Source organism: Neoroseomonas lacus (genome assembly GCF_014644535.1).
GTDB classification, from domain to species: Bacteria; Pseudomonadota; Alphaproteobacteria; order Acetobacterales; family Acetobacteraceae; genus Neoroseomonas; species Neoroseomonas lacus.
In genome coordinates this window covers 45,863-71,364 of the sequence record NZ_BMKW01000005.1, presented here as the reverse complement: position 1 = coordinate 71,364, position 25,502 = coordinate 45,863, and the positions used below count along the sequence as shown (strand labels likewise).

The following is a 25,502-nucleotide window of genomic DNA, read 5'->3' as shown; positions in this document are numbered from 1 at the left end:
GGCCGTCGGGCAGCGTTCAGGTTACGCGTACCCACCGCATCTCCTGCCCGTCGCCGATCGAGCAGAATCTCACGCCCTCGACGTTCTTGCGGAAAGGACCGTACCACTTGGTGTTGTGGATGAAGAGGGCAGCCGCATCCTCGGCGGCGATGCGTGCCACCTGCTCGTAAAGTGGCGCACGCCTCGCCTGGGCCGAGACGGCGAGCGCCTCGGCGAGCAGCCGATCCACCTCCGGGTTGCTGTAGTAGCTCGCATTGCCGCCACGATGCCGTTCAGTGGCCAGCAGCTCGCCCGCCCAGTTGTGCGGATCGGCGTAGTAGGTGCTGCGCCAGAGGAACAGCATGTCGTACATCTGCTCCGGATCGCGCATCTTGTTCGAGACGACGGGCCAGGGCTCGTTCAGCAACTTGCTCTGGATGCCGGCGCGCGAAAGTCCATTCTGCAGTAGCGCGGCCGCCTGCATGGATTGCTCATACCCGATCATGCCGGCGACGGTGATCTCGCGCAGCGGCACCTGGACCCGCTGCAGGTGCCACTTGGCCTTGTCGATATCGAAGGTGTAGCCGGCGACATCCTTCGGCGCGCCCCACATCGGGTTGGGGATCACCTGCGTGTTCCGAACGACCGAACGGCCCAGGATATTGTTGATCCAACCATCATAGTCGAAGCAGTAGCTCACCGCCTTGCGGAAGTTCACGTCGGTGAAGGGTGGGCGCTGATTGTGCATGGTGGCGTAGAACAGCCGCGTCGACTCCGCCTCCATGACGTTCATGTTGGCGTCGCCCTGCAACCGCGTGATCTGGTCCTGCGGCATATACGGGTCGGTGCCCTGGAAATCGCCCCGAACCAGGCCGAGCACGCGGCTGTTCACCTCCGCGACGTAGCGGAAGTCGATCTCCGAAAGGGCGGCCGGGCCTTTGAAGTGACCATCGAAACGCTGGGCAAGAAAGCCACGCGCCGGATCAAAGCGCCGCAGGATATATGAGCCGGAACCCGCATCATTGCGCGCGATCCATTCCTGTCCCCAGTCGTCATTCCGCTCGTTCCGCTTCAACAGAGCGCTGTTGACGACGTAGATGTCGTGCGTGGTCGCGGCGAAAATCGCCGAGGCCTGCTTAAGGTTGAATTCTACGGTGAGCCGGTCGCGCGTCTTGGTGGAGCCGGGTTCGATCAGCAGGGCAAAGAGCGGGTAGGCACCCTTCTTCACCGCCAGGATGCGCTCCATGGAATAGACGACGTCCTCAGACGTCATGTCAGTGCCGTCGTGGAACTTGATCCCCGCCCGCAGCTTGAAGACGTACTGCTTGCCATCCTCGGAGACCGTGAAGCTCTCGGCGAGCCAGGGTTCAAGCTGCGGCGGATTATCGAGCCACCTCATCAGCCCGTCATAGAGGTTCAAGCGATAGGCAACACGGCCGACATCGAAGGTAGCGTGCGGGTCCATCGTGTCGAAGGCGCTGCCATTGGCAAAGACGATGCGCCCGCCGCCGCGCTGCGCCAGCGCGGCGTCCGGCAGGCCCAGCACCGCGCCACCGGCTGCGGCCGCCTTCAGCAGGTCGCGCCGACCGATGCCCGCAGGCAGCAGCTGTCCAAGGCGTTCTGTCATCGCCCGAATCTCCCTTGTGTGCCCCCGGCTACGGAGCGTGCTTCGAAAAGCGTGCCCGCAGCCATCCATGCTGACAACCACCACGCATCGGCGTCAAGCAGCGCCGAAGCTCGGTTGTCTTCGAGGCAGCACGCCTCTAGCGTTTCCGGCGGGCCAAGGTGTGGGGATGCATGAACGAGGAACCGATCCTGATCTGGGGCGCCGGCGCGATCGGCGGCACGATCGGCGCCTTCCTGCGCCGTGCCGGACACGCCGTGACCTTCGTGGATCTCGTGGAGGAACACGTCGCGGCGATTGCGGCGGGTGGCCTGACCATCCGCGGGCCGGTCGCGGCGTTCACCACTGGCGGACCGGCCTTCACGCCGGCCACCCTTGTCGGTCGGTTCCGGCGGGTGATCCTTGCCGTCAAGGCTCACCACACCGCCGCGGCGGCGGCAGCGCTCGCGCCGCACCTCGCCGAGGGCGGATTTGTGGTCTCCGCGCAGAACGGGCTCAATGAACTCGTGCTCTCGGAGATCCTTGGCGCCTCGCGCGTCATCGGCGCTTTCGTGAATTTCGGGGCCGACTGGCACGGCCCGGGCGACATTCTCTATGCCAACCGCGGCGCCGTCGTGGTCGGCGAACTCGACGGTGCCCGTACCCCGCGCATCCTGGACGTGCACGCGCTGCTGCGCGACTTCGACGCCGACGCCGTACTGGCCGATGACATATTCGCGTACCTCTGGGGCAAGATCGGCTACGGCGCATTGTTGAAGGCGAGCGCGCTGACCAATGAGACGATCGCCGACTTCATCGGCGCCCCCGCCCTGCGACCCCTGCACCTCGCCCTGATCGGCGAGGTGATGGCCGTCGCCGGCGCCGAGCAGGTTCGCCCGATCGGCTTCAACGGCTACGACCCCGATGCCTTCGCCTTGGGCGACCCGGTGGCGATCGACGAATCCATCGCTGCCATGACGGCCTTCAATCGCGCCACCGCCAAGCCCCACAGCGGCATCTGGCGCGATCTCGCGGTCCGCAGGCGGCCGACCGACGCGGCCGCGCAACTTGCTCCGGTTCTCACCGCGGCCCGACGTCACGGCATCGCAACACCCCTTCTCGACCGGCTTGTCGCACTGATCGGCGCGGTCGAGCGTGGCGATCGGGTGATCGGCGACGGGCTGGAACAGGACCTCCTCGCCATCGTTGGAAAGGTTCACGCATGACCGCGAAGATTGCCCTGGTCACCGGCGGCGCCCGTGGCATCGGGCGCGGCTGCGCGCTGGAACTCGCGCGCCGGGGCTGCGACATCGTGATCGTCGACATGCTGCGGCCCGAGATGGAGCGCACCGCGAACGAGATCACTGCCCTCGGCTGCCAGGTGATGACGGAGGACGCCGACGTCACCGACCATGCCCGCGCGAAGGAGATCGCGGCCGCGGTGCAGGCACGCTTCGGCCGCATCGACGTGCTGGTCAACAACGCCGGGCGCGGCAACCCGACGGGAATCCTCGACATCACCGAGGAAGCCTTCGACCGGACCATAGCCGTCAATCTGAAATCCTGCTTCAACTATATCCAGGCACTCACGCCACTGATGCTGGCGGGTGGTGGCGGGCGCATCGTGTCGATGTCCTCGCTCAACGCGCATACCGGCGGCGTCACCAGTGCTGTCTCGAAATTCTCCTATGCCGCGGCCAAGGCCGGCATCATCGGCATGACCAAGGCGCTCGCCAAGGAACTCGGCCCGACCATCGCCATCAATGCGGTCTGCCCCGGCGTCATCGAGACCGAAGTCGGCAATTCGCTGACGAAATCCCGCGGCCCAGAACTGGCGAAGAAGATCGTCCTGAACCGCCTCGGCACGCCGGCTGATGTCGCGCAGCTGGTGGCGTTCCTCGCACTCTCCGAGCCCTTCTTCATCACCGGCCAGGACTTCATCATCGACGGCTTCCAGTGGGAGATCTGACGCGCATGGCCTACCGCGTCGGCGTCGATATCGGCGGCACCTTTGCCGATTTCTGCGTGCTTGAGGAAGCAACCGGCACACTCTCAACCCTCAAGGTCCTCTCCACCCCGGCAACGCCGGGCGCGGAGGTGATCGCCGGCCTTGAGGGCGTGCGAAGCCGCTTCGGTATCGCGCCTTCTGACATCACCTGGTTCACCCATGGAACCACCGTTGGTGTCAACGCCGTGATCCAACGCAAGGGGATCCGGCTCGCCTTGTTCGTCACGGAGAACTTCCGTGACGTGCTCGAAGTCGCGCGACTGAAGGTTCCCGACCCCTACGACCTCTATTCGCGCCGGCCCGATCCGCTGGTGCCGCGCGCCCGGGTGCACGAATTGCGTGGGCGCCTGCTCGCCGATGGATCCGAGGCCGAGCCGCTCGATAGGGCGAGCGTCGAGGCGGCGCTCGCGCGTGCCGAGGCGATGGGTGCCGAAGGCATCGTCCTGGCGCTGCTGCACGCTTGGCGTAACCCCGCCCATGAGCATGCCGCGAAGGCTATCATCACCGCGAAGCGCCCCGACCTGCCCGTCTATTGCTCGGCCGATGTCTGGCCGATCATCCGGGAATACGAGCGCACCGTCACGGCGACGGTCCATGGATACGTGCAGCCGCGCGTCGCCTATTATCTCGGCTCGCTGCAGGATGCGCTGAAGCGTGCCGGCGTCGTCGCCGAGGCGATGGTGACGAAGTCCAATGGTGGCGTGATGCGCGCCGAGCTCGGCAAGACGCGCTGCGTCGAGATGCTGCTCTCCGGCACAGCCGCCGGCGCCATCGGAGCGGCCTTCGTCGCGCGGCAAGCGGGCGTTGCGCGGGCAATGACGCTGGATATCGGCGGTACCAGCGCCGATGTCGCGGTCATCATGGATGGCGCGCCAGGCTACGGCACCGGCGAACGCGTCGGTGATTTCCCGGTCTATATCCCGACTGTCGCCGTCTCCTCCATCGGCGAGGGCGGCGGCTCCATCGCCGCCGTGGACAGCCTGGGTCGCCTGACGGTCGGGCCCGAGAGCGCCGGGTCCACCCCCGGCCCGGCCTGCTACGGCCGCGGGGGAACACGCGCGACGATCACCGATGCCATGTGCGTGCTCGGCTGGATCGGTCATGGCGAGCTTGGCTATGGCAGTGTCAGCGTGCGCCGCGACCTCGCCGAGCAGGCGGTGGACGAGATCGCAGCCGCCCTCGACCGCACGCGCGAGGCGGCCGCCGAAGCCATCGTCCAGGTCGCGATCAGCGGCATGTACCGGGAGGTCAGCAAGCTCGCCGCGCGGCAGGGCGTCGATGCGCGCGATTTCTGCCTGCTGCCTTTCGGTGGTGCCGGGCCGATGCTTGGCGCCTTCCTTGCACAGGAACTCGGCATGACGGAGGTGCTGATCCCGACGGCGCCCGGCGTGCTGTCCGCCCTCGGTGGCCTGATCGCCGAGATCCGCAACGACTTTCTCGAGACTGTCTATGCAGATCTCGACGCCGCGACCTTGCCGCGACTCATCGACGTCTTCGCCCGCCTCGAAGCTGATGCACGGCGCTGGCTCGCCGAGGAGCAGCGCTTCAGCGGCGAGGCGCGCCTCATGCCCTCAGCTGACCTGCGCTATCGTGGCCAGTCATTCGAGATTGAGGTGCCGATCGACCCCGCCTGGCTCGCCAATGGTGATTTCTCCGCTATCACCGAGGCGTTCCATACCGAGCATGAACGCATCTACGGCCATGCCGACCGTGATGCGCCGGTCCAGGCGATCTCGCTGCGCGTCGTGATCGCCGGCGCGGTGCCCGCGCCGCGCTTTCCCGAACAGACGCGCGAGACAGGCGAACCGCTGCCGATTGGCGAGGTCGCGGTCCATGTCGCCGGCGCCACGCTCCGCGCGCCACTCTACCGGCGCGACGCGTTGCGCCACGGGCATCGCATCAGCGGCCCCTGCATCGTGGCACAGGAGGACACCACCTCCTGCATCCCGCCCGGCTTCGCAGTCGAGGTGGACCGATTCGGCAACCTTCGCCTGGGACCCGCGTGATGACAGTCGATCCCGTCACCCTGCAGATCCTCGCCAACCACGCCCAGGCGGCGGCGGAGAGCATGGCCTTCACGCTGTTCCGCACGGCGCATTCCACCTTCGTCAAGGAGACAGAGGACTTCACCACCGGCCTCACCACCACCGACGGGCAGACCTTCGCCTCGCCGCGCGAGCTTGGCGCCACCTGGTTCGTCGGCCTCGACTACGGCCCGGTCATCGCCGCCATCACCGAGTACCATGAAGGCGATGTCTGCATGACGAACGACCCCTATAGCGGCTTCGTTTGCACCCATTCGCCCGACATCCATCTCTGGCGCCCGGTCTTCTGGGAGGGCGAGCTCGTCTGCTTCGCCGTCGGCCATATCCACAACACCGATGTCGGCGGGGCGGTGCCCGCCTCGCTCTCGCGCGCGCTGACCGAGGTGCACCAGGAAGGTATCCGGTTCCCGCCCCGCAAGCTGGTGAGCGAGGGCGTGCTCGACCAGGGCCTGCTCGACATCATGATGACCAATGTGCGCGCGCCGACGCAGAACTGGGGTGACCTCAAGGCGCAGCTCGCCGCCATGGCAACCGGTGAGCGCAAGGTCCATGAGATGATCCGCCGCTTCGGTCTCGACACCTTCCGCGAGGGAATCACCGCCCTGCTCGACCTGGGCGAGTTGCAGGCGCGCCGTGTCATCGCGCAGATCCCCGATGGCGACTACGAATTCACCGACTACCTCGACGAGGACGCGCCAGGTGGTCTGCCCTGCCGGCTGCACCTGACCATGCGCATCCGCGGCGATGCGGCGGAACTCGACTTCACCGGCTCCGATCCGCAGCTCACCGCGTCGCTCAACATGCCGACCGGCGGCAATCCGCGGCACATCCTGCTGATGGTCGGCTGGAACTACGTTCTCTACACGCTGGATCCGACCGTGTTGCTCAATGGCGGTCTGATCCGCCCGGCCACCTGCATCGTTCCCGAGGGCACCGTCCTCAACCCGGTCTTTCCTGCCGCCGTCGGCATGCGCTCGATGACCTGCATGCGCCTGCAAGGCGTCGTCATGGGCGCCTTCCAGCGCGCCCTGCCCGACCGTCTGCCAGCCGGCCCCGCCAGCGGTGGGCCGATGACGAACGTCAACACCACCGACAACCGCACCGGCCGCCGCATCATGGCGGCGATTGACCCGATCACCGGCGGCGCCGGTGGCTCGCCCTTCGGCGACGGCGCCGATGGTTCGGGCGCGAACAGCGGCTTCCTCAAGAATACGCCCGTCGAGATCAGCGAGGCCGAGGTGCCGATCCGTGTGCTGCGCTACGGGTTGGCCCCCGATTCCGGCGGAGCCGGGCTGCATCGCGGCGGCCTCGCGACGGTTCTCGAATTCCGTGTCCATGCGCCGGGAACGATCGTCACCGCGCGCAATCGGGATCGCTCGATCTTCCGTTCCTGGGCCGTCTCCGGCGGCATGCCCGGCGCTGCTTCGGTGTTCTGGCGCAACCCCGGCACGCCGCAAGCGGAAAACCTCGGCAACACCGATGTGGTGACGCTCGACCCCGGCGATGTCATCACCATCACCTGTTCCGGCGCCGCCGGATGGGGTCCTGCCTGGGAGCGCCCCGTGGCGGCGGTGCTGGCGGATATCGACGCGGGCAAGGTTACACTGGAAGCCGCGGCCCGGGATTACGGCGTCATCCCCGATGATGCCGAGGCGACCCGCAAGCGCCGCGCCGAACTCGCGGCGATCGGCCGGCCGGATTTCGATGCCGGACCGGAGCGCGCGGCCTTCGAGGCGATTTGGACCAAAGCCAATTACGCCGCCCTCACTGAGACCCTCGCCGCACTGCCGGTGCATTGGCGCCATTTCGCCAAACGCCGCATCTTCGCGTCCGTCGAGGCCGATGCCGATCGGCGCGGCGACGGCAGCGAAGTCGGGCGCGCGGCGGCGGCATTGCGCGCGGCATTCCCGCAGATTGCGTGACGGCGCCCCGCCGAGCGCCGCCCGAACAACGCTGACCCGGTACTCGCAGAGCCATCGCCACTGAATCGGACGCGCAGCATGGCGCGCCATCGACTGCCACCTGCCCCATTGAGGAGACCTCCATGCGCTTCGCCGATAGCATGATCGTCGTCACCGGCGCCGCTGGCGTCTATGGGCGCGCTCTCGCGGCGGCCTTTGCCGCGGAAGGTGCGAGGCTGCTCCTCACCGACGCCGATGCCGCCGCGCTGGAGCGCGCAGCGGAGGGCCTGCCGGCCGGGCGCGTGACGCTGCACGCCGCCGACCTGACCCGGGACGCCGACATCGACGCTCTCGTCGTCGCTGCCGGGGCGGCGCAGGTGCTGGTCAACAATGCGGGCCTCTATCCCTTCATCCCGCTGATGGAAGTGACGCCGGCCGAGTATGACCGCATCCTCGGCGTCAATACCCGTGCGCCGTTTCGGCTGATGCAGGGGATCGGCGGGGCGATGGCCGATGCCGGGCGCGGCGTGATCGTGAATGTCACCTCGGCGGCTGCCGAGGTCATCCGCGGCAATGGCGTGCCCTATGGCGCGTCCAAATGCGCGCTGGAATATCTGACACGCGCCTTCGCGATTGAACTCGGGCCGCGTGGTGTCCGGGTGAACAGCGCGCGGCCCGGCTTCGCCGAGGGCAGCGCGCTGGTGAGCATGCCGCCCGGCTATGCCGAGGCGATCCGCGGCCGTTCCCTGCTCGGCCGCAGCAGCCGGCCAGAGGATTTTGCCGCCGTGGTGCTGTGGCTGTGCTCGGACGAGGCCGCGTTCCTGACCGGGACAGTGCTCGATGCCGGCGGCGGCGGTCACATGAACCGGCGCGAAGGCGCCTCGACGCGCGCGCGAAGCTGATTGGTCAGGACCGTTCCGTCGTCGCCACAAGGCACCGATCGCCCGGGCGCGCGGCCACTGATGCCCACACCCCTCCGGCCGCCCGGGATGAGCAGCGCGTAGCCGTCACCGGGCGCCACGCGGCCGGAAGACGCCACTACCCATCAGGCTTCGGCGTGATCCGTGCTACGTGGCCGCCATGCAGACCAAACCGCCGATCCCCCTCGCCGTCCTTGTCGGTATCCAGACGCCGGAGATCGATGACATCGCGCATGCCGCCAGCCTCGAGGAACTGGGGCGCCTGGTGAAGACGCTGGGCTATGAGGTGGTCGGAACCGTCTCGCAGCGACGAGAGGGCACCGGCGCCGGGTCGCTGCTGGGCAGTGGCAAGCTCGCGGAACTGGCCGCCCTCACCGGCGGCACCGGCGTCGTCGGCTCGATGGCGCCGCCGCCGAAATCCAAGGCGCGCCAGCGCTTCGAGGGCGAGGCTGAGCCGACGCCTGCGGTGGAGCCCGAGGATGACGCCGCCCGCAAGCCCGAATTCGTGATCGTCGACCATGAGCTTTCGCCCAGCCAGATCCGCAACCTGGAACGGGCGACCGGGGCCCAGGTGCTCGACCGCACCGGCGTCATCGTCGAGATCTTCCACCGCCACGCCAATACCCGCGAGGCGAAGCTGCAGGTCGAGATGGCGCGGCTGAAATATGTAGCGCCGCGCTTGCGCGAATCCACGGGCGGCGGCGGCCGGCAACAAGGGCCGGGCGCGGGCGAGAGCAACCTCGACCTCGACCGCCGCAAGATCCGCGACCGGCTTGCGGAGCTGAAGGATCAGTTGGAAGCGGTGCAGCGCGACAGCGATAACCGCCGCACCGGCCGGCGGGACCAGTTGCGCGTGGCGTTAGTCGGCTACACCAATGCGGGCAAATCATCCCTGATGCGGGCGCTGACGGGCAGCCAGGTGCTGGTCGAGGACAAGCTGTTCGCCACCCTCGACACCACCGTGCGCATCCTGCAGCCGGAGACCCGGCCCCGCGTGCTCGTCTCGGATACGGTCGGCTTCATCAAGCAATTGCCGCACGACCTGGTTGCCTCCTTCCGCTCGACATTGGCGGAGGCGCTGGAAGCCTCGCTGTTGCTGTACGTGGTCGATGCGTCGGACCCGACCTACGAGGCCCAGTTGGAGGTGAGCCGCAGCGTTCTGCGCGAGATCGGCGCGGATGCGGTGCCGTCCCGGCTGGTGCTGAACAAGATGGACCGGGTGGACTCCGCCGGGCGCGCCGCGTTGGCCGAGAAGCATCCAGACGCGATCATGCTCTCCGCCCATGCGCCCGAGGATGTGAGCGGGCTGCGGGACACCATCATTGCGTTCTTCGAGGCGGCAATGGTGGAGGATGTCCTGGTGCTGCCCTATGCGAAGCAAGGGTTGCTTGGCGAAGTCTATGAAAGTGCACGCGTTTTGTCTGAAGCCTATGACGAGACCGGACGGGTGCTGAAAATCCGTGGCCTTCCGGGCGCCATCACGCGGCTGCGGCGGAGTCTTGCCGCGCCCTGAGCCTGACCCGGCGCGCCACAGGCACCGGTCGGTGTGCGGCGATTGGGGAATGGTGCTGTTGGAGAGGATTGAACTCTCGACCTCTCCCTTACCAAGGGAGAGTGCCGGCTCCATCGCATTGATTCTGCGTGTCGCGGTCTAGCCAAATGCACAGATGTTCACGCTCCGACCCAAGGTTTCCTCTCCGATCGGAGAGGATTGGCGGGTAGAGCACTCCCTAAGCCGGGGTGAAGTACCCGGCTTATCTGCCAGCGACGGCGTGATACGGTGCAGGTATGGCTCATCAATTCGAACTCCCGATGATCCCAGCGGGAACCCTGATCTCTGTCACGAGCCGCGACGCGGAGAGCTTGAGTGTTTGGGGCACGTACCGAGCATTGCAGGCGATTGATCCCACAGCGGCACGGGCCGCCTGGATCGATGCAAACCCAGGTCAAGGGCGGTCCGCAGCGTTCCGTGAAGACAAATTCCTTATGTGGCTTGTCGAAAGCGGTGCGCTTGCTCCCGAACCCTCATGGGACTGGATGCTCGCGGTGGACGGCAATATGGACGAGATGTGGTTGGGCGCTGGTTCGCGCGCACCCGTGTGATTACCAACCAACCTGCGCGCGCCCACCAGTTCCAAGCTCACGCCGACACGACCGACATTCGAAACTAGGAATTCCGCCCAGCCCGATCGTCAGGCAAGGACAGCGGGTCCTTCAGACCTCGAAGCGAAGTCACGCAGTCGCTCAATAGCCTTCGGCGCCAGCATGCCGGCGCGGCCTCCATGTTCTCATCCCGTTCTCGGTCGGCTAGCCTGCCGCCATGACCGACACGCTCGACCTCCAGCCCGCCAGAATCGACCTATCTACCCGCCCGGAGCCGACCCCCAAGGCAGGCACCGGCCCTCTCGGCGGCCCCAGCTATGAACACCGCGGCGCCACGATCGATTGCCAGCCCGGGGGCTATATCTGCCGTCTGCGACTGCCGGGCTGCCCGCTCGACGGCCATACCTTCGGCGCCCCGGGCACGATCCCGTATCTCGTCGACCTTTGGCTGGACCATCGGACGATCCCGCCGTGGATCAAATCCGCACGGCCGCTGGCCTGACGCATCGCGATGCCATCCGCCACACCCAGGCACCCAGGATGGACGCCAGCCGAATCCTTGCACCCGGACGGGCTGCGCCTGGATGACGGAGGCGGCGCCGCGTCGGGCCATTACCTGACGTTCAGCTGCTCCGGCGACGCATCGGTCTGCCACGCCTACCGAGCCGTCGGCATCGCCCAGGCAATCGAACGCTTCGGCCCGGCCATCCGGAAGCGGGAATTGGAGCGCCGCCTACGCTGCGGCATCTGCGGCAACCGCAACATTCGCATGAGCCTCGCCGTTGATGCCGGGTCGGCGGATTATCAGGCGCGGCGCGGACCAATACCGCAGGTGACGGCGCGCTGGCCCGACGAGCTCGAGGATGTGTGGGAGGACTATATGTGCAACCTGTACTCGATCGTCTCAAACCAGGCCGCCATCCGGCAGTTGGCGATGACGCTCAACGATATCGCCGGGAACCTGGCACCGATGCCAGGCGTCTTTCCCGACTATGCCGCGCCGATCGTGCGCAACACGCCGGATGGGCGCGAGCTCGCCATGGCCCGCTGGGGCATGCCTAGCCCGGCCTTCGTGCTGAAGGGCCGCAACACGGACCCCGGCGTCACCAACGTGCGCAACACCGCGTCCCCACACTGGCGGCGATGGCTCGGCGTGGAACATCGCTGCCTGGTGCCCTTCACCAGCTTCAGCGAGCCGGAGCCGCAGCCGGATGGCAAGAAGCCGCCGGCGTGGTTCGCCCTCGGCGAGGAGCGCCCCCTCGCCTTCTTCGCCGGGATCTGGACGCCGCAGTGGAAGTCGGTGCGGAAGGTGAAGGAGGGTGAGGTCACGGCCGACCTGTTCGCCTTCCTGACCTGCGAGCCGAATGCGGAGGTCGGCGCGATCCACCCGAAGGCGATGCCGGTGATCCTGACCGAGGAGGATGAGCGCGAGGCATGGATGACGGCGCCGTGGGATGAGGCGAAGGCGCTGCAGCGGCCTCTGCCAGATGGCGCGCTGACGATTGTGGCGCGCGGTGAAAAGCGGGATGGCGGATGACGGGCATCTAACCGCAAAAGGTGCCGACCGGGGGGGGTTTCCCGGGCCGACCTAGGGGTTAGGATCTTTGTGCTAAGGACAGGCATGCAAGAATCCGCATCAGGCAAGAGCGCGCAGGACCCTGACGTCGTCGACCGAATGCCCACGGGCCTTCCGCTCCGTGCGCTGCCCATGTATTTTTTTGTGCACGTGCAGAAGACAGGGGGCGCCAGCCTGAATACTGCCTTAGCACGCATGTTTGAACGCTTCGCTATATTTCATGAAAATGTGAGAATACGAGCCGGAGGAGAGTCACAAATTCAGTCATTCTTGGAAAAGAATACCGATTTCTACGACAATTTACTGATTATTGTTGGACATATAGGATTTCGACATCCGTTGATTCAAATGACGCACAGGCGTCGAGTAATTCTCTCAGTGATGCGTGAACCAATTGAACGGATGGTGTCTCTATATGACTATATCCGCTATCGCACTGAACATCCAGCGCACGCTGCATTGAGTAATATGACGCTCTTAGAGGCGATACGGCACCATGGCGCGTTCAGGGCCAATTGCATGAATACGCAGCTCCGCCTCATCTTCGGGACTCCCGATGCGGATGTCGCGCGGCGGCTTGTGCGGCGCCGCAATTACATCATCGGCCGCTTCGATCACTTGGAGCGTTTTCTCAGCGCGGTGGAGGCCGTCAGCGGCCTGAAGCGGAAAGAACCGCTTCCACATCGCAACGCGAAGCCAAAAGGTGTGACGACGCAGCGCGCCGTGGAGCAGCCAGACTATGCTGAAGCGGTTGAAGAGCTGAGCGTCATGAATGCCGGCGATATTAGTTTCTTCAAAACCATGCCTCCCCTTCTCGTGACGACGGCCAGTACGTAGAGGCCGCACGGTCGGAGGGCGCAATTGCTGCGCGTCATCGCGCCGTCTTCATAGCTCACCGATTGAGCCAAGGAGGAGACGACCCGGCGCACCGGATGATGCCTCCGACGAGAAAGAGTGCGCTTCGCATCGATCGATGCAGAGCGTGTTCTGCCCACAAAACTCTAGGTTGAAAATTACGCGATTAATATGCATTCTCGGGGTATGCTCGATTCCTTGATCGCTGATCCTATGGACACGCTTGTTGGGCAACGTGTCAGGCAAGCCCGGCTCGAAGTTCAAATGACCGCAGCCTCGCTTGCTGCCTGCGCTGGAATAACATCGCAGCAACTGAGCAAGTTTGAGCTCGGCCATAACCGTATTCATATTGGACAGCTGTGGCTGTTCGCTCAGGCACTTGGGCGCCCTGTGGATTGGTTTTTCGAAACTCCAGAAGCGGCCAGGCCGGACCGTCGGGTGGGGCGCAAAACACAGGGATTCTTTAAAATCTTAGAGACCTTGGAGCCGGAGAGCCTTCGGCTTATTGCTGGAATGGCCAGAATGCTTGCGACTACCCGGCCACCCGCAGCGCCGCCGCATAACGCTGCCGCGCATCCTCGAGCCCATTCACCATCCGCACAGACGTCGCCTCGTCAGATTCTGCGCTAGAACCTCCCGCGCCGCCTGAGGGCTGATCAGTCCGCGCTGGCGCCGGTCACGCGCACCAATTGCTCCATGGTGGCGAGGTCGCGGCGCTGCACTTCCGCCATCTCCTCCGGCCCGCCACCCATTGGCAGATAGCCGAGGTCCGTCATGCGCCGGCTCACCTCTGGCGAGCGGACGCCAGCGGTGATGACCTCGGACATGCTGCGGACGATGGGCACTGGCAGCCGCGCCGGGCCGAAGATGCCGATCCAGGAATTGAACTCATAGCCCGGCACCGCGTCGGCGATGGGCGGGATGTCAGGCAGTGCCGGCATGCGCTGCATTCTGGTGACACCAAGGGCGCGCACCTGGCCACTCTGGATGAAGGACATGGTCTCGGCCAGCGGCGAGAACACTAGGTCGAGTCGCCCGGCCACCAGATCCGCCATCGCCGGCGCGCCGCCTCGATAGGGGATGTGGGTGAAGGTCACGCCCGCCTTCTCCTCGAACAGTGCGCCGGCGAAATGCTGGGTGCCGCCCACGCCGCTGGTGCCCATGTTCAGCTTGCCCGGATTGGCACGCGCATAGGCGATCAGCTCGGCCACGTCGCGCACCGGCAGGGACGGTTTCACCACCACCACCGCGGCGCTGATCAACACCAGCGACACGGGCGTGAAGTCATTCGCCACATGGAAGGGCAGCGACTTGTAGAGAAACTGATTGGTCGCATGGGTGCCGACCGAAGCGACGACATAGGTCAACCCATCCGGCGCGCTGCGGGCGACAAACTCCGACCCGATATTGCCGGCGCCGCCGACGCGGTTCTCAACGACCACCGGCTGGCCAAGCGGGCCGCCGATCGCGTTCGCGACAAGCCGCGCCGAGGTATCGGTGCTGCCCCCAGCCGCGAAGCCTACGATGAATCGCACCGGCCGGTCGGGCCGCCACGCCGAGGCTGGCTGCGCCAGTACGGGTAGCGCGGGCAACAAAGGCATGGCGCCAAGTGCGCTCAGCAGAGCTCGACGATTGATCAAGGCATTTCCTTCCGACATATTTTTGGCGCCGCCTTGCGCGGCTTTCATGTCGGCAGGAGGGCTCTACGAGGTGGATGCTGTCAACCGACAGCCCCCGGATAGCGAGCCTACCCCGCCACCCTTAGCGCGGCCGCGTACCGCCGCCGCACATCCTCCAGCCCGTTCAGCCCGCCATTGATCACCCCTCCGCCTCAGGCTGGGACCAAGTGGCAGCGAATCACACCCTCTCCGCCACGCGATGGCGCAGTTCCCAAAGCCGCTCATGGGCGGCGACGAAGATATCCTGATTCTTGCGCCTATCCATGTCAGGCGAGCCGGCGGGCGGTCGCCGCAGCAACATCAGTTCCACGACGCGCAACAATCTCTCTGCCACCTCCAGGTCGCCCTGATCGCAGGCCGAATGAAAAGGAACGATCAACTTGTCGATCAGGCGCCGCCCCCGCGGCGGTCCGACGGGCGACTCGTGGGCTGTATCCACCCCATCGGGCATAAAGAATTCTCCCAAAAGCGTCAGGGAGCGATCCTAGGCGTTGAATATCTGGTTCGGTCTTCAACAGTTAGAGATTCGCATCGACCTCACTTTGAGCCGCACGTAAGCGTCCCCATGCTCACGAACGTAAGCCCGGAATGCTGGCGGCGGGGTGCGTATTCAGTACGTTGGTCCTGTGGCCGAGTGGTCAGGCAAGGGTCTGCAAAGCCTCATAGCTGCCCATTATATCAATGAGTTAGGCAGCAGCTCCGCTAATCCGCCCTCTACGGATTCCTTAGGCTTTCTGGCAGCAGTGCCAAACCGCGCTGCGTCCATCACCACCGCCGGCCCGATGTTGAGCATCGCTGGCGGTATCGGTCGCGCTGGCTGGCGGCGGGAGAACTGCGCCCAGATCGCGACCGACAGGGCACAATTTCCGCCACCACGGCGACCACCGACCGGTCAGACCCGACGCGCGCGCCATCCGGGCGCCGTCACCGTTGCCAGAGCCGCCGGATCGCCGATACGCTCCCGCCCGATGGCCGTATCGGCTGGCCATCAGGGGAATGTCGGATTGAAAGAATCTGTCGGATCACTGATAGGGCCCGGGCCAATGGGCCGGGCCGGCCGATCATGCTGGGTAAATTGTGCCATCAACGAAAAGGGTTGCCATCGATATGAGAATGCCGGAAAGATTAACGACGACCAAAGCGTGTGATGCGCTTATATTTCCAGCAAAATCACTGCCGAAATATGGCCGCCAAATTCATCTCGCATTACCCGTACTTGATGCTCAATTTTGCCCAATACAAGAAGCGCGATTGGAAAGAAATTATGGAACATTAAAATTGCACTCTTCTTATGATATAGAGCCATACTCTATAGAATCATGAAGTGAAACATTTAATGAAGACAGTGCAATATATGGAGGATTTCTTTCTGGGCATTACGGGCATTTTATTTTAGAATCTCTGGCAAGAGCTTGGGTGACTGATAGTGAGTATTGTAACGACAAAGTATTATTTCATAGCCACCGCCCTCATTTATCGCGAATGCAGCGTCACTGTTTTAGTTTAGCTGGATTTGACGAGCGGCGCGTGCAAATAGTCGATCGCCCTTTGCGGATCAAGAATTTGATTATTCCAGAGCCGGGATTTGTAATTTCGAGCCTATTCCACCCGCAGCATGCAGATTTTTTGGGGAAAATCCCATCCGGAAGTGAAGTTGGCGCCCGTATCTGGCTGTCGCGATCCAAGCTCCCTGATGTAGCCGGGCGCATTGTCGATGAATCCGACCTTGAGGATGAAATTATTAAGGATGGCTGGATCGTTATTCATCCAGAAACACTTAGCCTAGTCGATCAGGTTAAAATTTTCGCAAATGCTTCGGTTGTTGCTGGGCTAGAAGGATCTGCGTTCCATACTGTTATTTTTGTCAAAAATCCGACTTGTCGGCTCTTGATTATCCCGCGAACTCGTAGAGAGAATGATGTACATAACAACTATAAATTGATTTCTAACACAAAAAATATCGACCAGCGAATCTTTCCAGGGAATCTGCGGATAATTGAAGACAATGGATATCGTTCAAACTTGGCATTTGTCTCGCGCGCTGATGTTCGAGATTTTCTCAATGCAGAGAGCGCCTAGGATAAGATGCATCCTTTCCAGTGATGAGAATCATACGGCAGAGACCGTCAGGAGGTCTGGAATGCGGCGGGCCGCGTCACTGTCCCCCACCCGAAGCGTGACCTTCCGGTCGGCACGCTGCGGAGCATCGAAAAGCAAGCCGGATTGAAGTTGAGGTTGAGAGATGGCCGATTATATCGCCCTGATCCACAAGGACGCTGACAGCGATTTCGGCGTCTCCGTCCCGGACTTTCCGGGGTGCGTGACCGCTGGAACGACCCTCGATGAGGCCCGGGCCATGGCGGCCGAAGCCCTCGCCCTGCATATCGAAGGCATGGTGGAGGATGGCGAGGCCGTGCCGGAGCCGAGCTCCTTGACCGACATCATGCGGGATCGGGAGAACCGCGACGCCGTCGCCGTGCTGGTGCCTGGCCCCACACGGGCGGCGAAGGCGATCCGGGTCAACATCACCCTTCCCGAGGATGCCCTCCGCCTCATGGACAGCTACGCGGAACAGCATGGGCTCACGCGGTCGGGGCTGATCCTGGCCGCCACGAAGCGGATGATGGAAGCCGCCTGAGCAGCCGTCAGCGACCCTGTAACGCAAAATGCGCCGGCCGCTGACCTCTCCAGACCGCCGCGTCCGCCCTGCCCGGCGATGCCCCAGGCCGGCAGGCTGCACAGAAATCCCATGCGCGCATCCGACAACTCGGTAGCGGACGGCCCCGCCCTATCGAACCGCTAAGCCAGTTTCGCGGCAATGCGCTGGGCCGCCTTCTGCAGATCCACCCGATGTGGCTGCGAGGCCAATTGAGGCTCAAGCACTGCCATCGCCTCACTATAGTGACCTTGCATCTCGATGGCTCGAACCAGGTACCCACCCAGCCATCTGATCGACGGAAATCGCCGCATCTCGGCCCTCAACACCACTTCAGCTTCGGATGGGCGCTTCGTTTCAAGAAGAATCGCCCCCAGCAACCAAGCCGCGCCAGGGACGCGGTTTGGTGCGGCGTCTGCCTGGCGTGCCACGCGCTCCGCCTCGGCATAGCGCTTCACGCGGAAGTGCTTGAGGGCGCGCGCCCAAAGAACGCGAGTTTGGATGTCTGGAAGAAGCCGCCTTCGTTCGCGTACGATTTGAAACATGCGCAGCTTATCACCATTGAATACAGCATCGAACAGCGCCCGCATGGTGGCCGACGACAGAAACAGCTTCCACGTATCGTGGCCAGTCAGAGGCGCTTGAATAGAATTAACTGCAGCGGCCGACGAAATTTTCTCCGCATGAAATCGATCTTTGTTCATGTTGTCGAATATAACGTAGATTTCACCACCACAATCATCATCAACAATTTCCATATTTTCGGAGCATTTGTCGATGAAATGCAGATATCGACGCTCCCACGGCGCCACCTCGGGATCGATCGACCATTGCGGCGACATGGCGAGCACATGGGTCGCGCCCAGCGCCCGGCTGTGTTTGATGGCTCCGTAGCCACCCATGCTGAAGCCGTAGGCCAGACGGGTTTTGTATTTGGACAGCAAAGGCTCGATGCTCGGGCGGATCAGCTCGATATCTTCCTTGGGGTACCAGTTGCCATGCTTCGGCATAAAGCCAATAGCCGGCATGTTAAGCTTCGTTGCGAGCCTATGACCGACGAAAGTCACTCCATTCGCTCTGGACCCTAGTCCGCCGAACATCAAGAGAAGCTGATCGCCTTCACCGGGCTGGTGGAGCACCTCAATCCTCGGCGTACTTATCAATAAATCGGCCTTCGGCAAGTCCATCAGCTTCTCCGTGTGACGCATGGAGCATGTCGAGTTGAGTGTACTCTATAACTACAACTGAGCGCGATCTAGGCTGCCACGTCTCCCAAAACCAACCTGGCCGCACTGCCTACCCCACCACCCGCAGCGCCGCCGCATACCGGCGCCGGACATCCTCCAGCCCGTTCAGCCCGCCATTGATCGCCCGCCGCCACCCCTCGATATCCCCGGCATCGGCGAGCGCGTTGCAACCCTTCCACGATGCCCAGGCCCAGCAGGCGACGGCCGCCGCGCAGTTCGGCTGCGCGGCCAGGTCGGGGTGCTGCACCAGCGGCAGGCCGCAGGCATCCGTGGCGAGGCGGTAGGCGTCCCGGCCGGTGATCTGGATCAGGCCCCTGCCGCGATAGGACCATCCATCGCCGCTGCCCTCCACGCCGTTCCCCATCCGGCCGCCATAGGCGCGCTCGGCGATCGCGCGCTGGTCGGCCGAATGGTCCGACCCGCGTCCCATCCGCTCCGCATCAGCCGCGGAGAACCGCGCCGGCCAGGTCTGGCGCAGCCCGGCCGCGGAATAGTTCAAGTTCTCCACCAACCGCGCTCCGCCATCCGATTCATGCCCGATCGTCGCCGCGAAGGCAGCGGCGCGCCGGCCGGCCGTGATCTCCCACCGCCTGGCCGGGCCGGCGATGTGCTGCGCCCACATATCGGGCTGCGTAAAGCCGGCGGCGCGCAGGATGGCCAGCCAGTTCGGTTCGCCAGCCGCGAGCACGGGGATGTCCTGTCTTGCTGCATCCATGGATGCAGGGACTTGCGACATCGGCCCCTCCGCCACCACCGCACCAGGCGGCCGGGCGAACAGTTTGGCAAACCAGCTCGCGATGGCACTCATGGCGTCACGATCTCCCTGACGTGCGAAAGCCGCGACCGGCAGTCCTCGCCGGCCTCGACCGAATCCAGAATCCACCCCGCCAGCGTCGGATCATCGGTGGCCTCGGGCACCGGTGGCTGAGGCCGACAGACCAGCAGCGTCGGCGGCACCACCACCGGCGGCGCCCTGGACGCGCAGCCCGTCCAGAGCGGCGCGAATGGCAGGAGCATCAGCACAGGCGCGGCTCGACGGCGCGGCATCGACGGCCCTCCGAATGGGTTGGAATCGGGCGACGCGGGCGGCGGTCTCGGCGGCCGAGGCCTCGAGCGCCTGGATGGCCCTGTCGCGGCCGACGACGGCGGCTTCGGCCGCGACGGCGCGCAGCTCGGCCGCCTCGCGCCGCGCGGCCTCGACCCGCCAGGCGGCGCCCAGCACCAGCAGGGCGCCGCCGAGGGCGAGCCAGCGGGCGACGGGGGAGAGGAGGAAGGCGGGCATCAGCACTGCGTCGCCACGCCATCGCGCAGCCATCCATGCCAGATACCCACCGCGTTGACGGACGGGCTCAGCGTTGGCGCCGCATCCGTCCCGGAGAACGCCCACGTCGCGCCATTGGCCGGCCGCTGCGGCGCGATAGGTATGGAGATCGGGCAGCCGCAATCGAGCGGCCAAAACACCACCCACTTGATGCTGCCGTCGTCACGCCGGCGGTAGGCGAACTCACCGCGCTCAATTTCGTCAGGGTTGCCAGCGTGAAAGACTAGAGGGGACATCACCCCCTCCCCGCCATCACCCGCGCCAGGTGGCCGCCGCACATGGCTTCCAGCGTCGCCTCGGGGACATCGAGGCGCGCCAGCGCCTTCGGCAGGTTCCGACGGCAATAGTCGACCATGTCGGCGATCGCCTGGTCCTGCTGCGTGCCCGCCTCGATCGCCACCATCGCGGCCTCGGCGGCATTGCCGATGGCAAAGCGCAGGCGCGTGGCGTCGCTGCCGTCGATGTAGACGCGCGCCCAGGTCACCAGCAGCGGCAACCGGGCAATGAGCAGGCCGACCAGCGCGGTGAACACGCCAGCAGCCGCCGTCACCGCCGCATTGGCGATGGGCGAGATGTCCATGATGGATCTCCGGTGTTGAATGCCGACGCCGCCGGCGGGGTTCAGCGGGCCGTTACGGCCCCTTGCGTAGATGCCAGAGCACCCCGAAGCCGATCAGGGCCATCAGGCCGAGCACCATGGTGTTGGCGATGGAGGTGAACATCGTGCGCTTCACGGCGCGCCAATCAGCCATCACCTGACGCAGGTCGCGCACGTCATTCGCGGCTTCGGAATCATGCAGCCCGATTGCGGCAAGCGCGCGCTTTGCGCCGTCCTCCGCCGCCTGGTCCAGCATGGCGCGCAACTCCTGCGCCTCCATGACCAACTGCTTGCGATCATGCATTGCCCGCCCATCCTGCGCTGGCACTGCTACGACGCATGCCGCAGATCGAGACGCAGCGCCGCCGCCAAATGCTCGCAATCGTCCATCTCGCCCCCTCCGGCGCGCATGCGCGCGATTCTTGCGTGGTCATCAGGAAGTTCCAGCGGCAGCAGCAGCCCGGGCAGGTGGTCGTCACCGCTTCCGCTTCGGCGTTCGCGGATGACGGGCCCCACGCCTAGATCGAGATGGAATGCCGGCGAGCCATGTACGCCTTCACGGCGTCATAGACGGACGTCTGCTCTTCCCCGGACAGCGCGCGGCTGTAGATGGCCGCGAACGACAGATCGAGCGGGACGGCCGTGCCCAGGTAGCCGGCGCCGATGCGGAAGGTGCGCGACGGGTTCGGGTACACGGCTTCGGTCTGCGCCGTGGTGCCGGACGTGCCGTTGGTGATGTTGGAAACGGTCAGCCCAACGCCGCCCTTGTGCGTTGCCGTGAAGAAGCGCCACGTCGTGCCATCGGCGACACCTGGCGACAGGGCCTGCTTGAAAGTGGACACCCCCGCCACCGAATAGGCGCCGATCGCACCCATGCGCGCACCTGGCGACGCACCCGAAGCGCCGTAGAACAGCGCCGGTCCCGTCAGGCCACCGCCATACCCGCTGATGCACCAGGCGGAGGCACTGCCGAACGAAAAGTCCGCAGGCATTTTCACCGCCGCCAACAGCGTGCAGTCGCCATTGTCCGGCACGGAGGTCTGCAGGTAGCCCGAGAGATCGCAGGTGAGGAATGCCGCATTGACGACAGGAGCCCCGGAAACCAGCGCGTCGGCGCCGCCCGGCGCCAGGTTGCGCGCGCTCTGCGCAAGGCTTCCGCCCAGGTAGTGCCACGACTGCAAGGCATCGGAGACGGGCGGCATGAACCCCACCGGATTGGCAGCAAAGTCGGCACCGGAGACACGAATGATGGTGGCCATGTACGGCTCCTCAGCTGTCGATAACGGGGAGGTCGAAGGCGAGGCACCAGTTGGCGAGCGGGTATGGCTGGCCAACAAGCGCCGGAATGTCCGCGGCGGCGTACTGCCCGGTGCCCGCCGAATATTCGTAGGTGAAGAAGGATCGCGCCGGGTTGGAGTCGCGCAGACAGCCGTTACCGTTGAAGGTCGCCTTGCCCGCATAGCGAAGATGCGCCGTCCCGACCGGATCACGCGCGAGGGTGATCCTGACCATGGTGTCAGCGACGATTTCGACCGCCGTGATCGCGTTGTCGCCGCTGTTGTCACGAACAACAAAACCCTTGGTGGGATAGTCAGTCGCCGTCGTCGTCACGAACGGCATGCCCCACACCAGCGGCGGTTCGGGCACATGGAAGTCGATCAGCACTTCGCGGCCGCGCTTCGTCAGGCTGGTAGGGTGCAATGGACGCCAGCCTTGGCCCTGCACCAAGATCTTCCCAAGCGCCTGGCCGAAATACTCGCCGTCCCAGCGGTAACCGTTCGGGTCCAGGTGGCCGCCCTTGTCCGTGACCGCATAGACGGGCGCGGCGAGGAAGAAGTCAGGCTCCTCCAGCATCAGTTCGAATTGCGCCATGCCCACCGCCAGGTTGAGCGCATCGTTCGAATAGGACCCGCCGGTCTGATAGGTCATGAAGATGAAGGGCTTGTCCTGCCCGGCCACCCCCACCTGCATGTCGGCCCGCAGATCGGCGATGATCTGCTTGAGCCCAGCCTTGTACCCTTCCTTCGTGGTGCCGTCGGCATAGTCCTGCTCGCCTTGCAGCCAGATTACTGCCGGAATGCAATAGGTGCCGCCCAGCGCCAGAGCCTTGGCCCGGACCTTCGCCGCGCAGTCGACGATGCGGGAATGCCAGGCCGAAGGCTTGCTCAGCTCGGCGAGGGACTTGCCGCCGCTGCCGGTCGCTGAGGCGACGAACAGCCGGTCCGGGTCATCCTCGACCGCGCGGGCATTGTTCCAGGCTCGGCGCAGCGAGATCAGCGCTGCTTCCAGCGGTGTCTCGCCTGCCTCACCGGAACCCGGCGTCAACGCCGCCTGCTCGACAGGCGTCAATATCGCGCTGTTCAGCAGGTTGGTGACCGTTGCGACCAGCGGAGAGAAGGCATCCGATCCGTATGGGGTCCAGACAGAGGTCCCGGCCGAGCCGTTGGAGCGGATGCTGAGGCCATGTGAGAGCACGCCGGCAAAGGGTGCCGTGACGGTCAACGCAGGCCATCCCTCCTGGCCGATGCTGAGGCTTTGGCCATAGGAGATGAAATGGTTGTAGGTGGCGGTCGGGCGCTGGCCGGTGAAGTTCGTGTTGCGCGCCACCTGTGCGGCGCGAGCAAGGTTCGCGGCATTGCGGGCCTGAATTTCCGTGTCGCTGTACGCGCCGCCGGCCCCTGGGTCAGTACTGCCGCCACCCAAGCCCGTGCCGATCGCGGTGCCATCGGGCCGCAGAGCGAAGCCGATAAAGCCTTCGGCATCCACCCACGCCACAGCAACATCGTCGCGCGCCATGGTCGAGAAGGTCAGACCGCCGATACCGTCGCCGGCGTTGTAGAACAGGTCGCCCGCAGGCGTGCGCAGCTCGACGCCGCCGGCATCTGTCGGGCCAATCCGCAGTCCGGCGATCTGTGCTGTTCCGTCCGTCAGCAGCGCCATGCCTGCAAAGCCGTCGCCATCGGCAACGGCCCATTGGATACCCGGTGGTGCCGCGACGTGCTCCTGGTCAGCAACCTGCACGCCATCGCCCGTCAGCTTGACCGAGAAGCCCACGCCATCATGGCGGAGCAATTCGACGGAGGCGTCGTCATTCCTGCGCAGCGCCGCGCCGGCGACCCGAAATTCCTTCGCGTCGCCAGTGAGTTCCAGGGCCGTATTGCCCGTGTCATCGACGACGGCCAGCGCAATGGTCTGTTCGGTAGGGTCACCCCGGATGCTGTCCGCCGTGGCGATCGCGCGATCGGCGGCGGCGTTGGCATCCTGCGCCGCGGTCAGCGCCGTCGAAGCAGCCGGCACCGCCGCGGCTTCCGCCGCAGCAGCCGCCACCTCTGACGCCTGCGCCGCGCTCGCCGCCGCCTCAGCCGCGTCCTTGCCCTCGGTGATCTTCGCCGCCGGCAGCACGATAGTGACCCATTTGACGCCAGCCCCGAAGGAGATGCGGCCGCCCGTGCTGCTATCCTGCAGGTCGCCGCGGGCGACCTGGTCAACGCCGACACGCGTCGCCCGGGTCACCTCCCAGGCGCCGGTGAGCGGGTCCTCAATACTGATGTCCGTCGTGTCGCCTATGGCGATGCCGGCATCATCAAGGGTCTGATAGCCAGCCGGAGACTGGCCAAGCACAAGCTGCCCGGTGCCGACACTGAGCGTGGCGTGCCTCACCCGGTCCGCATAGCGAAGAACCATGATGCGATCCTTGGAACGGTATTGATGCGGATGGACGAGGCGCACAGGCACAGCGCAGCGCAGCCGCCTCACATAAGGCGGCCACGCGGCCAGAGCGGCGCGTCGCGAAGGAAGGAGAGAGGTTCGGCGGGCGGTCAGCCCGGGGCGTTTGGCCAGGTCACCTCGGCCGGGAAGCCAGGCTGTTCAGGCACGTCACGCAAGGCGGCGCGATAGGCGGCCCAGGCCGCGCGCGCCTCGGTCGTCAGCGGCGCATCGGCCCCCTGCGTCCAGTCACAGGCGGCGAGCCTGGCATTGCGGCGCGCCCGCTGCTGGTCGGCGGTCAGCGGCGGTGCGGCCGGCGGGTCGCACGCCACTAGCGCCGTCCCGTCCCAGCGCTGCCGCTCGGTGTCGGCGATCCAGGCGGACCAGGTCTCGACGGAGATCTCGATCGCCTCGGCAGGGATGGTGGCGTGCAGCTGCGGATCGTAGAAGCCGGTCGCCCGGCCTGCCGCATTGATCGTCGCGTACATGGTGGGTTCCTGCTGCTCAGACACCGAGGGCAATCCAGCGCCAGCCAAAGGTCCGGACCTCACTGCCCTCGGTGAGGGTCGATCCCGCGTAAAGATCGACGCCGCCCGCGCTCAGCGGCCCGGTCCCCGCCGCCATATCCAGCAGTCCCGCGCTGTCAAATCCTTCGATAGTCGGGATCACGGCGAAGCAGGCGGCCGGGAAGGTCAGGGGAAATACGACGCTGGCCGAGGCTGAGATTGACCGCGTGGCAGCCCCGACGAAGCCCCATTGAATGATCAGCCCGCCCGGGAAGATCTTGTAACCTACGCCCGTCAGGGCATTCGTACCGTCGACATAGGCCCAGGTGGCGCGCGTCGCGACCTGACCGTCGACATAGGTATAAGTGGCGCGCGTCGCGACCTGACCGTCGACATAGGACTTCTGTGCAGCATGGCCGAGGGCGGTCGGGTCGCCCACCAGCGTCAGCTGCCCGGTCATGGTGTCGCCGGCCTTGGCAACGCGGGCGTCGACATAACCCTTGCGCGCGGCGTGGTTTGCGGCGGTCGGGTCGCCCACCAGCGTCAGCTGCCCGGTCATGGTGTCGCCGGCGGCGGCGATGAACAGGGCGTTCAGCGCCTGCAGCATTTGGGTCAGGTCGGAAGCGCTCGGCGTGATGCCGGCCGCGGTCAGGATCGCCTTGATCTCCGCCCAGAGCCCGTTGAAGAACTCGTACCCCGGAATCGTCGGGAGGGTGCCCGTTTGCGGATCTCCGCCCGTGCACCAGCCAGCCGGCCCCGGCGTGGCCGGCGGCGCCGGCATGACCGCGACTGCGCTGGCG

General features: G+C 65.2%; 26 protein-coding genes and 1 pseudogene. 14 read left to right on the top strand and 13 right to left on the bottom strand.

All coding sequences use genetic code 11. The features are described from left to right. Nucleotides 1–16 precede the first annotated feature (16 nt). Nucleotides 17–1,606 (bottom strand): ABC transporter substrate-binding protein, encoded by a 1,590-nt coding sequence (locus IEY36_RS11010; protein ID WP_188967120.1) that lies wholly within the window; start codon nucleotides 1,604–1,606, stop codon nucleotides 17–19. 170 nt (nucleotides 1,607–1,776) lie between these two features. Between IEY36_RS11010 and IEY36_RS11005 the strand changes: the two genes are divergently transcribed. From IEY36_RS11005 to IEY36_RS31330, 10 genes are all read left to right on the top strand, one after another. Next, entirely contained in the window at nucleotides 1,777–2,808 is a 1,032-nt protein-coding gene (locus IEY36_RS11005) for a ketopantoate reductase family protein (protein WP_188967119.1), read from the top strand. Then, entirely contained in the window at nucleotides 2,805–3,551 is a 747-nt protein-coding gene (locus IEY36_RS11000) for an SDR family NAD(P)-dependent oxidoreductase (RefSeq protein ID WP_188967118.1), read from the top strand. The genes IEY36_RS11005 and IEY36_RS11000 overlap by 4 nt, the downstream gene beginning before the upstream one ends. A gap of 5 nt (nucleotides 3,552–3,556) precedes the next feature. Continuing rightward, nucleotides 3,557–5,596: a hydantoinase/oxoprolinase family protein gene (locus IEY36_RS10995; RefSeq protein ID WP_188967117.1), complete on the top strand. Its 2,040-nt coding sequence runs from the start codon at nucleotides 3,557–3,559 to the stop codon at nucleotides 5,594–5,596. Beyond that, nucleotides 5,596–7,557: a hydantoinase B/oxoprolinase family protein gene (locus IEY36_RS10990; protein WP_188967116.1), complete on the top strand. Its 1,962-nt coding sequence runs from the start codon at nucleotides 5,596–5,598 to the stop codon at nucleotides 7,555–7,557. Before IEY36_RS10995 ends, IEY36_RS10990 begins: the two co-directional genes overlap by 1 nt. Nucleotides 7,558–7,679: 122 nt before the next feature. Next, a complete protein-coding gene (locus IEY36_RS10985; RefSeq protein ID WP_188967115.1) occupies nucleotides 7,680–8,438 on the top strand; it encodes an SDR family NAD(P)-dependent oxidoreductase in 759 nt (252 codons plus the stop codon). A gap of 178 nt (nucleotides 8,439–8,616) precedes the next feature. Continuing rightward, a complete protein-coding gene (gene hflX, locus IEY36_RS10980; protein ID WP_188967114.1) occupies nucleotides 8,617–9,969 on the top strand; it encodes a GTPase HflX in 1,353 nt (450 codons plus the stop codon). Between the two features lie 807 nt (nucleotides 9,970–10,776). Further along, nucleotides 10,777–11,061 (top strand): hypothetical protein, encoded by a 285-nt coding sequence (locus IEY36_RS10975; protein WP_188967113.1) that lies wholly within the window; start codon nucleotides 10,777–10,779, stop codon nucleotides 11,059–11,061. Between the two features lie 378 nt (nucleotides 11,062–11,439). Next, nucleotides 11,440–12,096: an SOS response-associated peptidase gene (locus IEY36_RS10970; RefSeq protein ID WP_188967414.1), complete on the top strand. Its 657-nt coding sequence runs from the start codon at nucleotides 11,440–11,442 to the stop codon at nucleotides 12,094–12,096. 84 nt (nucleotides 12,097–12,180) lie between these two features. Further along, nucleotides 12,181–12,972, top strand: a complete 792-nt coding sequence (locus tag IEY36_RS10965; RefSeq protein ID WP_188967112.1) for a sulfotransferase family 2 domain-containing protein — start codon at nucleotides 12,181–12,183, stop codon at nucleotides 12,970–12,972. 189 nt (nucleotides 12,973–13,161) lie between these two features. Next, nucleotides 13,162–13,620, top strand: coding sequence for a helix-turn-helix domain-containing protein (locus IEY36_RS31330; RefSeq protein ID WP_373290320.1), 459 nt, complete (start codon nucleotides 13,162–13,164; stop codon nucleotides 13,618–13,620). 26 nt (nucleotides 13,621–13,646) lie between these two features. On the opposite strand, the gene IEY36_RS10955 is transcribed toward IEY36_RS31330, so the two are convergent. Further along, a complete protein-coding gene (locus IEY36_RS10955) occupies nucleotides 13,647–14,630 on the bottom strand; it encodes a Bug family tripartite tricarboxylate transporter substrate binding protein (protein ID WP_188967110.1) in 984 nt (327 codons plus the stop codon). Between the two features lie 217 nt (nucleotides 14,631–14,847). Then, nucleotides 14,848–15,120: a hypothetical protein gene (locus IEY36_RS10950; protein WP_188967109.1), complete on the bottom strand. Its 273-nt coding sequence runs from the start codon at nucleotides 15,118–15,120 to the stop codon at nucleotides 14,848–14,850. An 899-nt stretch (nucleotides 15,121–16,019) separates the two neighbouring features. On the opposite strand from IEY36_RS10950, the gene IEY36_RS10945 reads away from it, so the two are divergent. The 3 genes and pseudogenes from IEY36_RS10945 to IEY36_RS10935 all read left to right on the top strand — a co-directional run bounded on the left by IEY36_RS10945 (nucleotide 16,020) and on the right by IEY36_RS10935 (nucleotide 17,307). Further along, the gene (locus IEY36_RS10945; protein WP_188967413.1) at nucleotides 16,020–16,748 is read left to right on the top strand and encodes a glycosyltransferase family 61 protein; all 729 of its coding nucleotides are present in this window, start codon (nucleotides 16,020–16,022) and stop codon (nucleotides 16,746–16,748) included. Between the two features lie 81 nt (nucleotides 16,749–16,829). Next, nucleotides 16,830–16,949, top strand: a pseudogene (locus tag IEY36_RS10940) (type II toxin-antitoxin system HicA family toxin); the annotation flags it as partial. Next, entirely contained in the window at nucleotides 16,912–17,307 is a 396-nt protein-coding gene (locus tag IEY36_RS10935; RefSeq protein ID WP_188967108.1) for a type II toxin-antitoxin system HicB family antitoxin, read from the top strand. The pseudogene IEY36_RS10940 and the gene IEY36_RS10935, both read left to right, overlap by 38 nt. Nucleotides 17,308–17,468: 161 nt before the next feature. Here the strand turns inward: IEY36_RS10935 and IEY36_RS10930 are convergent, their stop codons facing one another. The 6 genes from IEY36_RS10930 to IEY36_RS10905 form a co-directional block, all read right to left on the bottom strand. Next, the gene (locus IEY36_RS10930; RefSeq protein ID WP_188967107.1) at nucleotides 17,469–18,512 is read right to left on the bottom strand and encodes a tetratricopeptide repeat protein; all 1,044 of its coding nucleotides are present in this window, start codon (nucleotides 18,510–18,512) and stop codon (nucleotides 17,469–17,471) included. A 109-nt stretch (nucleotides 18,513–18,621) separates the two neighbouring features. Further along, entirely contained in the window at nucleotides 18,622–19,380 is a 759-nt protein-coding gene (locus IEY36_RS10925) for a glycoside hydrolase family 19 protein (protein WP_229681248.1), read from the bottom strand. 90 nt (nucleotides 19,381–19,470) lie between these two features. Beyond that, complete coding sequence (locus IEY36_RS10920; protein WP_188967106.1) at nucleotides 19,471–19,854, bottom strand: hypothetical protein; 384 nt, start codon at nucleotides 19,852–19,854, stop codon at nucleotides 19,471–19,473. Beyond that, the gene (locus IEY36_RS10915) at nucleotides 19,854–20,129 is read right to left on the bottom strand and encodes a DUF6527 family protein (protein ID WP_188967105.1); all 276 of its coding nucleotides are present in this window, start codon (nucleotides 20,127–20,129) and stop codon (nucleotides 19,854–19,856) included. The genes IEY36_RS10920 and IEY36_RS10915 overlap by 1 nt, the downstream gene beginning before the upstream one ends. Then, the gene (locus tag IEY36_RS10910) at nucleotides 20,129–20,473 is read right to left on the bottom strand and encodes a hypothetical protein (RefSeq protein WP_188967104.1); all 345 of its coding nucleotides are present in this window, start codon (nucleotides 20,471–20,473) and stop codon (nucleotides 20,129–20,131) included. The genes IEY36_RS10915 and IEY36_RS10910 overlap by 1 nt, the downstream gene beginning before the upstream one ends. 52 nt (nucleotides 20,474–20,525) lie before the next feature. Further along, entirely contained in the window at nucleotides 20,526–20,795 is a 270-nt protein-coding gene (locus IEY36_RS10905) for a DUF6127 family protein (protein WP_188967103.1), read from the bottom strand. A 35-nt stretch (nucleotides 20,796–20,830) separates the two neighbouring features. On the opposite strand from IEY36_RS10905, the gene IEY36_RS10900 reads away from it, so the two are divergent. Further along, entirely contained in the window at nucleotides 20,831–21,013 is a 183-nt protein-coding gene (locus IEY36_RS10900; protein ID WP_188967102.1) for a hypothetical protein, read from the top strand. Here the strand turns inward: IEY36_RS10900 and IEY36_RS10895 are convergent. The 4 genes from IEY36_RS10895 to IEY36_RS10880 form a co-directional block, all read right to left on the bottom strand. Beyond that, the gene (locus IEY36_RS10895) at nucleotides 21,010–21,750 is read right to left on the bottom strand and encodes a LamG domain-containing protein (protein WP_188967101.1); all 741 of its coding nucleotides are present in this window, start codon (nucleotides 21,748–21,750) and stop codon (nucleotides 21,010–21,012) included. The two genes, IEY36_RS10900 and IEY36_RS10895, sit on opposite strands and share 4 nt — an antisense overlap. A gap of 10 nt (nucleotides 21,751–21,760) precedes the next feature. Beyond that, nucleotides 21,761–24,226: a sialate O-acetylesterase gene (locus IEY36_RS10890; protein ID WP_188967100.1), complete on the bottom strand. Its 2,466-nt coding sequence runs from the start codon at nucleotides 24,224–24,226 to the stop codon at nucleotides 21,761–21,763. Between the two features lie 83 nt (nucleotides 24,227–24,309). Next, complete coding sequence (locus tag IEY36_RS10885; protein WP_188967099.1) at nucleotides 24,310–24,684, bottom strand: phage tail assembly chaperone; 375 nt, start codon at nucleotides 24,682–24,684, stop codon at nucleotides 24,310–24,312. 16 nt (nucleotides 24,685–24,700) lie between these two features. Then, nucleotides 24,701–25,483: a gp53-like domain-containing protein gene (locus IEY36_RS10880; protein ID WP_188967098.1), complete on the bottom strand. Its 783-nt coding sequence runs from the start codon at nucleotides 25,481–25,483 to the stop codon at nucleotides 24,701–24,703. Nucleotides 25,484–25,502 lie beyond the last annotated feature (19 nt).